We start from the raw sequence: 10280 nt of genomic DNA, 5'->3' as shown, positions 1-10280 counted from the left end.
TGCAATCGAATATTTTGCGAGTTTAGCAGATTTTAATTCAAACAATCCAATTGTTAATCCGTCAAATTTCACAAATACACTAACCACACAAACTATTTATGCGAAAGTAACAAATCTAGCTACCGTAAATAAATGTGCTGCAGATACTCATTTTAGTTTGGTAATAAATCTTCTTCCTGAACCAACTCCAAATGGAGGAACGTCATGTTATGATCAAACAACAGGAAATCTAATTAGTAGTCATATAATTAATTCTGGATTAAGTGACACAACTTACATTTTCGAGTGGTATAATAATACAACACTAATCCCAAATCAAAATGGAAGCACATTAGAAGTTACAGAAGCAGGAACCTATTTTGTGATTGCAACTAATATTCAGACAAGATGCGAATCTGAACCTAAAGAAGCAATTGTTATTCGTTCTGAGCCAGCGATAGTATCTGCCTTAGTCGAATATTCATTCCAAGACAATATAAAAATAATTGTGACATCAGTTGGAAAAGGAAATTACATATATCAATTAGATGATGAAACAATACAAACTTCAAATGTTTTTGAAAATGTTGAACCTGGAACTCATGTAATAACTGTTTACGACACCTTCGGATGTAACCCAGCAAAAACTGAAGTTGTTGTGTTGGATTATGATAAGTTTTTTACTCCAAACGGAGATGGCTATAATGATACTTGGCACATTGCAGGTATAAAAGGACAGCCTAACGCAAAAGTTTATGTTTTTGATAGATTTGGTAAACTTCTAAAAGAGTTATCACCAGAACAAGACGGATGGAATGGTACATACAACGGAGAAAAACTACCTGCAACTGATTACTGGTTTACAGTAAACTATATTGAAAACGGACAAGATAAAATATTTAAAACGCATTTTGCACTAAAAAGATAACCTTCAAATTTATAAAAAATGAAATAAAAAAATATTAAACAAACTCTTTCCTAGAAGTCTTATGATAGTAGGAAATTAAACAAACTTAGATTAATTATTAAAACCTCATTTATGAAAAAAAATATATTTTTCAGCAAAATTGGCATAATAGGATTATTTATATTCTTATTATCTTCAGCAGTTGCTACTGCTCAAGTACCAACGCCAGAACCACGCTTTAGGACTTATCACACAGGTCAAGCATTTACAGCTATAACAGTTGATTTAAACAAAAATGTTTGGGCAGGAACAAACAGACAAGGGATTTATTTTTTGAGTCAAGCTGTTTCTACGCCACAACCTACATTTAGTGCGCAAACAATAGGAACAGCTCCTGTTGTGGGTACTTTAAAAATTAATTCATTGGCTACTGACAAAACAGGTAGCATTTGGGTAGCACATTCAGGAAGTAGTGGCACATTTAATGGCGGTGGTATTGAGAAAATAAATGTTGGTTCATTAGCATCACAACATTTTATTACAGCCAGAGACGCTAGAGGATTCTCTGCTCAAGGACTTCCTTATTTAGAAAGAGATGGTATTGCCACTCTAAACCCACAGCAAGTTATAGTTGATAAAAATAATACGGTTTGGATTGCACAAAGATATCATGACTTGTTATCTTCTCCTGATTATTTTGTAACTCCTGGAACTTTTTCTTTTAGAAATGCAGAAGCTACAACACCTTTTAACTCGGTAAGTACATGGAAAGATCATCAAGATGGAACCATGGATTCTAATATTCCATACCCTGCCTACACTTATAATCCAACGCCAAGTCAAACAGCGCAAACCAGAATCTTCTCTATTATTTCAGCAGATAAAGAGTTTATGTGGACAGCTCATTATGGCTACGAAGTACATCAAGAAACTCCACAAGTTCCTGCAGTTGCTGGAGTATATATACCAGCTAGATTAATGAAATGCACATTAGCAGGACAATCTACTAATGAGTTTTATACTACAAAAGAAGCAAAATTGGGAGTAGGAGGAGTTTTTAATGGAGTTTATGCCAATAATAAAAAAGGAGTTTGGGCAACTAAATCTATAGCAGGAGTTGGTTTCTCAGTACTTAAAGATAGTAGATGGTACAACGTAAACGATCCACAAATTGTACCTGTGGGAACAAAATTTAATGATAGAGCTATTTGGGGAGATGTTTTTGGAAAAGTATACTTAGGAACTGATAAAGGACTTATTGTTTATGATGGTGTAGGACCTGTAAATCTAGCAGATTCTTATACACTATATACAAATATACCTTATATTTCTAATAGATGTGTAACTGATCCAGATATGCTATCCAATAATATTACTGCGGGAGCAATAGAAGGAGATTTAAGCCCATATTTTTCTTGGATTGCTACACCCTCAGGAATTATGAGATTGTTTCTTCCTCCAGGAGATGTTAAAGTGATGCATGTTGAATATAAAAATTTTCCATTTAATCAAATTGAACCATTAAATGGAAAAGAAAATTATATTCCTTTTGCAGATTTAAAAAGAGAGACTGCAACCTATGTTCCATCAGAAAATGAAGCTCCAACTTTTGCAGCTGACGGAACTCAGTCGAGTGTTTTTAGAATAAAAACATCTGATGCTGTAGGTTATTATGCAAATTCAAATAATTACAAATACGAAGTTGTATATGATAATTTTTTCACTGTTCCTGGAACACCTGGTACTGAAATTTATAAAGCTAAATACGGAGAATTTACATTAAAACCTATATCAGATTATGGCAACGGAGCAACTCCTGAAACACTAACAGAGGTAGATGTAATTTTTAGACATCCTGAGTTTATTGATGCAAATGAATTTGTGGCAAATAAAAATTATGCAAAATTTAGATTAATAATTTGGGACAAAAGAGATCCCTTAAATCCTGTAATAATTTTTCATCATCCTATCAAGTTCTCGTTACCTCCAGTATTATTAGTTCATGGTGTATGGACTGAAATGAGTTCTTTAAAAGGAATAGAAGAATCATTAAAGGAGAAAGGTTATACAGATAGTGAAATATTAAAAGCATGGAGAACAGATGTTACAGAGGCAGAAAGTCCGTTTGAAGGTTCTGCATTAGTTATTCCTAATGCAATAAATACATTACGAGCTAATGCTCTTGGATCAAAAATTTCTGCGGGTAAAGTAAATTTAGTTGTGCATAGTAGAGGGGGCTTATATGCCAGAGCATATATTGAAGATATTTCATATCAGACCTATTATAAAGACGATATTAATTCGTTAATTACTCTTAATACTCCCCACTTTGGTTCTCAAGCAGCAAATGCAGTATTAGATAAAAGAATTGCAGTTAATGGATTCAGAATAATTAGTGGTATTGCTACATATGTTCCTCTTACTTTTACATATTCACAGATTATTCCACAAATGACTGTAGGTGGTTTAGTTAAAAAAACAGGAATAGTACCAGAAAAAGATCAAATTCTAGATTGGGGTGCAAAGGTTCTAACTGTAGAAAATGATAACTTATCTCATAAAGATGAAGCTGAAACCAAGTTTATTGCAAATTTAAATAGTCCTAGTAATGTACAAAAACTTCGTGGAGTTCCTATACATGCAGTAGCAACTAATTTTTCAATATGCGAAATTCATCCTATTCTTTGTAACCCATTAGGAACAATACCATTGCTTTCAATATCTTCACCTTGGATTAAATCTATGTATTTACTTTGGGACTCATTAGTAAATCAATTGCCCTCAAGTTTAGATCAATTTATAACACATTTATATAATGGAGAAACAAGTGATGCAGTAGTGCCTAACAGTAGTATGGAAGCTGGGTTAAGTTCACAATTTATAGATAAATTTCCTGGAGAAAATATACTACATATATCTGGAATAGATGGCGTAGGTACAGCTTCAGGAGTAACAACAACTCCTAGTGTTCATAATAGAATTTTTGAATTACTAAAACAAGATTTTAAATCTACTAGCAGTAATTTTACTAGAGATGGTATAAATCCTAGGGCTTTAACATATAATTTTCTACCAAGTTTAAATAACGGATACTCAAACAAATCGGCAGCAACATTTAATGGAGGATTTGCTATAGATCCCAATTCTTTTACTGGCGATATGTTATCTGGAAGTACAATTAGTTATAATGTACTGCAAGTAAATGTAAACAAGCTTAATGTAGTTTATGATTGTCTTGGAACAAACATGACATTTTTAGCCAATAGAATTGGACCATTACCAGAATCTAATAATTTTGTATTTACAATTCCTCAAAATTTTGTAGGAAGCTTAAAAATAACAGTTTACGGGTATGATATTTCTGGAGCAATTATAGGAGAAAACACATATACAGCTACCATATTATCTCCAGCAGGTGCAACTTTACAAAGTATTCGTTATGAGAATCCAGATATAACAATTCCTGAACAAACAGTATCTGAGTTTAAACTTTTGGGTATGTATAGTGATGGAATTGAAAGAAGAATAAATGATATCTCAGGTATTACTTATGTAATAGATAATCCAGCTATTATTCAGAGAACAGATAGTAAAACAGTAAAAGGTTTGGCTTTAGGAGAAACAACATTAGTTGCAACTGTTGCTGGCCTTAATGCTACATTAACTGTTTTTGTACAAGCAAATCCTGCTTTACTCCAATCACTAATAACCAGCTATTATTCTGAATATACGGGTCTTGGTCCAGTTAGTGTAAAATGGGACGTATATCAGCAATATAGAACACAAAAATTTACATTAGAAAGAAGTTCAGATAATGTAACATTTGTACCTCTAGATGAGCAATTAGCTGCGGGTACAAATTATACTCCTATGAATTATTCTTATGTAGATAATACTACTGATGAGCTTATTTATTATAGGCTAAAACTAATTGATTTGGACAATGTTGTTACATATAGTAACGTAATCGAGGTAAGAAGAGGAACACTTTCTAATACTAATTTTGCAATTAATGATAACAAAATTGTCTTAACACCAAATCCTTTGTTAGATGGCATGGGAGGATTATTAATTAATTCTTCAATTCTAGATTCTAATGCAGATTTAAACATCTATAATATTAATGGAAGATTAATATTTAGTAAAAAATGTGAACTAAAAGGAGGTATACAAACAATTTCTTTTAATATGCCTGTTGGTTCAAGTAAAGGATTATATTTAGTACAACTTAAAACTAAAGAATTTACTAAAACTTTAAAGCTTTTATATCAAAAATAGTTAAATAAGGAAACACTATATAAGTGTATTAATAAATTTGGGTTTGGCTTTAATATATGCCAAACCCTTTTTTATTAAATATTTTGAGGTTATTCAATTTTAAAAGAGATTAGATGAAATTTATATTTTAGTCTGTGCATAATTATAAAATTACTACATTTGGTTTGTTGAAAATAAAATTTTTATGAAATTATTCAAATCGATACTTATAACTGGAGTTTTATTAACTTCAATTGCAAATTATGGTCAGTTTACCGATCAGATAAACTCTAATAGACCTGGGAAATCTATGGGAGCATTTGCCGTTGGAAAAAATATATATCAGGTAGAAAGCGGATTGTATTATATTAATGAATCTCATGATTTACTAGATTATAAAGCAAGAGGATTTGGTTTAGATTTTGCGGCTCGTGGCGGATTTATAAAAGAGCAATTGGAGTTTATTTTAGAAGCTCAATTTCAATTAGATAAATATTCGGTAGCAGATTCTATAAATACAAGTAGAAGTGGTTTAAAACAAACAACTTTTGGAGCAAAATATTTGTTTTATGATCCATTCAAGAAAGGACCTGCAAAGCCAAACATATACAGTTGGAAAGCAAATCACAAAATGAGTTGGAAACAATTTATTCCTGCAATATCAGGTTATGTAGGCGTAAATTATGTGATGAAAAATGATTACAGTATTCCTGATGAATCAGTAATTAGTCCTAAAATTATGCTTATAACGCAACATCATTTTGGTGTAAAATGGGTTTTAGTGAGTAATATTATAGCAGATAAAATAACCTCTAATAATTCAAATTTCGGTTCGGTTTTTACTTTAACTAGAGCCATTAATGAAAAATGGGCTGCTTTTGTAGAAAATAAAGCAATAAAAGGAAATTATTATTCTGATGGAATTTTTACAATAGGTGCCACTCATTTATTAAAAAACAACATTCAAGTTGATGCTTCCATTAGTAAAAATATAAAATCAACACCATCTTTATTGTATGGAGGGATTGGTTTTTCTTGGCGTTTTGATAAAAAACACAAAGACATTCAGATTAAAGACGGAAAAGAAGTAAAAGAAAATAAAGAGGATAAGGATAAAAATTCGAAAGGCTCTAAATCTCAAGAAGAATTAGATAAAGCAAAAGCAAAAGCAGAGAAAAAAGCTAGAAAAAATAATCCTGATGGAAACCAGCAACCCGTTCCAGAAACAAAGAAAAAACGTTTAGACGATATCGAAGAAGAAAAGCCAACTCCGTAATGATTACTATAAAAGAAGCCAAAACTAAAAGTGAACTTACCGATTATATTAAGTTTCCTTTTTCACTATATAAAGATAATAAATACTGGGTTCCGCCAATTATTGCTGATGAACTTGAAACTTTCGATAAAACAAAAAATCCTGCTTTCGAAAACGCAGAAGCTTATTTTTATCTAGCTTATCGCGATAATAAAATTGTAGGTAGAATTGCTGCGATTATTAATTGGAGCGAAGTAAATGACCAACAAAAAAGGAAAGTACGTTTTGGCTGGTTTGATGTTATAGATGATATTGAAGTTACAAAAGCATTACTTGAAAAAGTAAAAGAATTAGGCAAAAAAAACAATCTTGATCATATAGAAGGACCAATGGGATTTTCTAATCTTGACAAAGTTGGAGTGCTTACTGAAGGATTTGAAGAAATTGGAACCATGATTACTTGGTACAATTTTCCTTATTATGCGACTCATTTTGAACAATTGGGTTTTATTGTAGAAAAAGAATATTTAGAAAATAAATTCCCTTTTGAGAATGTTAAATTAGAGTTTTTCGACAAAGCCCAAGAGTTAATAAAGAGACGTTACAACCTAAAAGCTTTAAATTTTAAAAAGACAAAAGATGTTTTGCCTTACGTAGATAAAATGTTCGATTTGTTTAATGCTTCTTATGCAAATTTATCTTCTTTTGTAGCTATTTCGGACGTTCAAAAAGAGTATTTTAAGAAAAAATATATTTCGTTTATCAATCCAGAATATATCAAATTTGTAGAAGATAAAAACAAAAATTTGGTAGCTTTTGCTATTGTTATGCCAAGTTTTTCGAGAGCTCTACAAAAAGCCAAAGGGAAACTTTTTCCTTTTGGATTATTCCATTTATTAAATGCTAGAAAAAATAGCAAAGACGTTACCTTTTATCTAATTGGTGTTCATCCAGAATATCAAAACAAAGGTGTTCATGCTATTATTTTCAAGGAAATGCACACTACATTTACCGAAAAAGGAATACAAAATTGTATTAGAACACCTGAATTAGCAGACAATCACGCCATACATTTACTTTGGAAAAATTTTGATCCTAAAATTATTTGTAGAAGAAAAACGTTTAGAAGGGATTTATAATTTGTTTAGTATCCCATTTCAATAATGGTAGAAAATTCTTGACTTTTTATGTCATCTGGTATATAATTAATAATTACTTTTTTTACTTGAAAATCATTACTTACTTGAAAACTTAAAACTGGGTCAAAATTTCCCTTTTCCTTTACTTTCAGGATGTATTCTTTAGGTGAATATTTAACCGAATATTTATGAAAATTAGAGATTCTAACGCCAAATATGATTGCTTTTAATTTAATTATTCTATGTTCTATTCACTCCACAAGTTACCTTGCCAATTTTATGGTAGGCTTTTTTCATTGTAGACAATAGCAGTTTATAATTTTGATTCCTATATTATAATTCATCTTCGGAGATACTTTTATTAAACATTAAACCTAACATCATTACTATTGCACTTAAGATAATGACTTGAATGATTAGAGAATTATTTATAAAGTTTGTTTTTTTTGATAATGGTATTGATAAAAACAGCATAATTGTTATTAGTCCTCTGGGAGCAATAAAAAGCAAAGGAGAAAGTTTTGTTTTTGCTATCTTTAGTTGTATAAATCTAATAAAGATTATTAAGGCTATTATGGCAATGGCAAAAGGCATTGTTTCTCTATTTAGAAGTGTTTCTGTAGTTATTGTATAACCAAATAGAACAAAAAATATTGTTCGAATTAAAAAGGCAGCTTCTGCTACTAACTTACTAAATCGTTGTACTTCTAAATTTAATCTTTTAGGCTGTAGTTTATTTATAAATGAAAAGTGTTTCAATTCATCTAAATTATTTAGAAATAAGCCAAAAATTATAATAAAAATTAATGCTGGTAAATGGTATATTTTTGAAATATAATAAATCAAAATTATCATTACCATTATCGGAATAAATTTCACATGATGGTCTATTTTTTTTATTAAAAAGGCTAATCCAATACTTGCAACTAAAGAAATTGTCAGCATTAGTATTATTTCTGCAATGAATGTAATAATTGAACTAAATCCTATGGTATCATTAGATAGAAAAAAATTAAACAAAATTACTCCTATGACATCGGACATACTACTCTCATAAACCACAAATTCTTTTTTCTCTGCTGATAAGTTTTGTACACTTGGAATAGCAATAGCACTACTAATTATACAAAAAGGTATTGCATTAAGTAAACTACTCATTGCGTTTTGATTTGTGAAATAATTAATGCAAAAACCGAATACTAATAATAAAAAAAGTAATGGAAAAAAGGCTGACAAAAAGGAATTAGTTATAATATGCTTTTTATCTTTATTTAATTCTAAATCCAGCCCTGCTTCTAAGACAATTAAAATTAAACCTATCGTACCTAAAATAGGTAATAACGGATTTAGATCGGGGATCTCAAATGCAAAAAAATTAAGAGCATACTGAATACTATACCCCATAATTAATAAAATAATAACGGTTGGTATTTTTGTGTGTTTGGAGCTTAAATCGAATGCGTATGCAATTAGTACAAGAATACAGAGGGATATTATTAATGTGATTGTCATAAAGTATTTGTTTATACAAATTTACAACATTAAAATCACTCTATTTTTTTAAAATAAACTTTAATTTCTGGAGCTTTAACCAAATGAAAAGTTGCCTATGTAAATTTTACTTCAGACCTCTTAACTAATTTCAGATATTTTAATTTCAATGGTTTACGCATTAGAGTTTATAAAAATAAATTTCTATACAATGTTTAAAATTTTTGTAAACGTTTTCATAATTTGTTAATTTGTATTCGGTAAATTCAAAGGTTGATAATGTTGTGCTCTTGAATACACAACTTTTAATGCGTTGTCTATCGTTTCTTGAGTTATTCCAGGTTTAATGCTTAAAACTGGTGTTTTTGAATGGGTTACGATATTATGGGTAAAACTATTTCCAGAAAATAAATGATACCATTTTTTATCCAATGTTGCATTGATAATTATTAAATCAAAATTCTTATTATTTGCCGTTTCTAAAATTGTTTTTTCTATATCAGTACTACTCAAGACTTGATATGAAACTACATAACCACTGGAGTCAATTTTTCTTTTAATGTTTTGAAGTTCTTCTGTTATAGGATAAATTTCTTCATTATTTTCAGGTTCAAAAACGCCAAGTAAATGAATACTTGCCTCGTTTTTTTTGATAATAGGTTTTACATAATCATATTTTTCTTCTATACCTTCTACAAAGCGAACGGGAAAAAGTATCGATTTGAAACTTGTTTTACCAAAAAATGGGGGAATGCTCAAAACAGGACAACTCGATTTTTTAATAATGGTCATCGCTGTCGAGCCCAAAATAGCTTCGTCGTAACCCGTAATTCCGTGTGTGCCAATTATTGTAATGTCAATGTTATTCTTTTTCTCATAGTCCTCAATAATACTATCCACTAATCCCACTTCCACATTCGAAACTACTTTAAGAATTGTATTATTAGTTATAGATGTTTCGTGCATTATCATATTGCTTACTGATAATTTCAACATCTCTTTTTGAATATTAATAACTGCTCCACCAACGTGAACAAATTTTCCAAAAACCATTGGCTCAACAATATTTAATAAATGTATTGTTGCACTATGTCGTTTAGCCATTTCTATAGCTACATTAAGGGCAATGTTAGCGCTTGCCGAATAATCTGTGGGTACTAATATGTTGTTTATTTTAAAATCCATAATTATTTTTTTGAAATTATTATTTAATCAACGGTTGATTATTATTTTATAAAGTTAAAGTATCTTT

The 10280-nt window shown here is 30.1% G+C and carries 6 protein-coding genes; 4 read left to right on the top strand and 2 right to left on the bottom strand.

Annotated elements, in window-relative coordinates:
* The 4 genes from ABI549_RS02055 to ABI549_RS02040 all read left to right on the top strand — a co-directional run.
* A partial coding sequence (locus ABI549_RS02055) for a T9SS type B sorting domain-containing protein (protein WP_348074782.1) occupies positions 1 to 907 on the top strand: 907 nt, incomplete at its 5' end.
* Positions 908 to 1018: 111 nt separating this feature from the next.
* A complete protein-coding gene (locus ABI549_RS02050; protein ID WP_348074781.1) occupies positions 1019 to 5164 on the top strand; it encodes a T9SS type A sorting domain-containing protein in 4146 nt (1381 codons plus the stop codon).
* A gap of 184 nt (positions 5165 to 5348) precedes the next feature.
* Complete coding sequence (locus ABI549_RS02045) at positions 5349 to 6419, top strand: transporter (RefSeq protein WP_348074780.1); 1071 nt, start codon at positions 5349 to 5351, stop codon at positions 6417 to 6419.
* Entirely contained in the window at positions 6419 to 7537 is a 1119-nt protein-coding gene (locus tag ABI549_RS02040; RefSeq protein ID WP_348074779.1) for a GTP cyclohydrolase, read from the top strand. Before ABI549_RS02045 ends, ABI549_RS02040 begins: the two co-directional genes overlap by 1 nt.
* 333 nt (positions 7538 to 7870) lie before the next feature.
* Here the strand turns inward: ABI549_RS02040 and ABI549_RS02035 are convergent, their stop codons facing one another.
* Positions 7871 to 9049 carry a cation:proton antiporter gene (locus ABI549_RS02035; RefSeq protein ID WP_348074778.1) on the bottom strand — a complete coding sequence of 393 codons (1179 nt, stop codon included), beginning with the start codon at positions 9047 to 9049 and terminating at the stop codon, positions 7871 to 7873.
* Between the two features lie 225 nt (positions 9050 to 9274).
* Positions 9275 to 10213, bottom strand: a complete 939-nt coding sequence (locus ABI549_RS02030) for a universal stress protein (protein ID WP_348074777.1) — start codon at positions 10211 to 10213, stop codon at positions 9275 to 9277.
* Positions 10214 to 10280: the final 67 nt, after the last annotated feature.

The organism is Flavobacterium sp. (assembly GCF_039932285.1).
Lineage (GTDB): Bacteria > Bacteroidota > Bacteroidia > Flavobacteriales > Flavobacteriaceae > Flavobacterium.
Note: the sequence above shows the minus strand (reverse complement) of the source record. Positions and strands in the feature narration are given on the sequence as shown.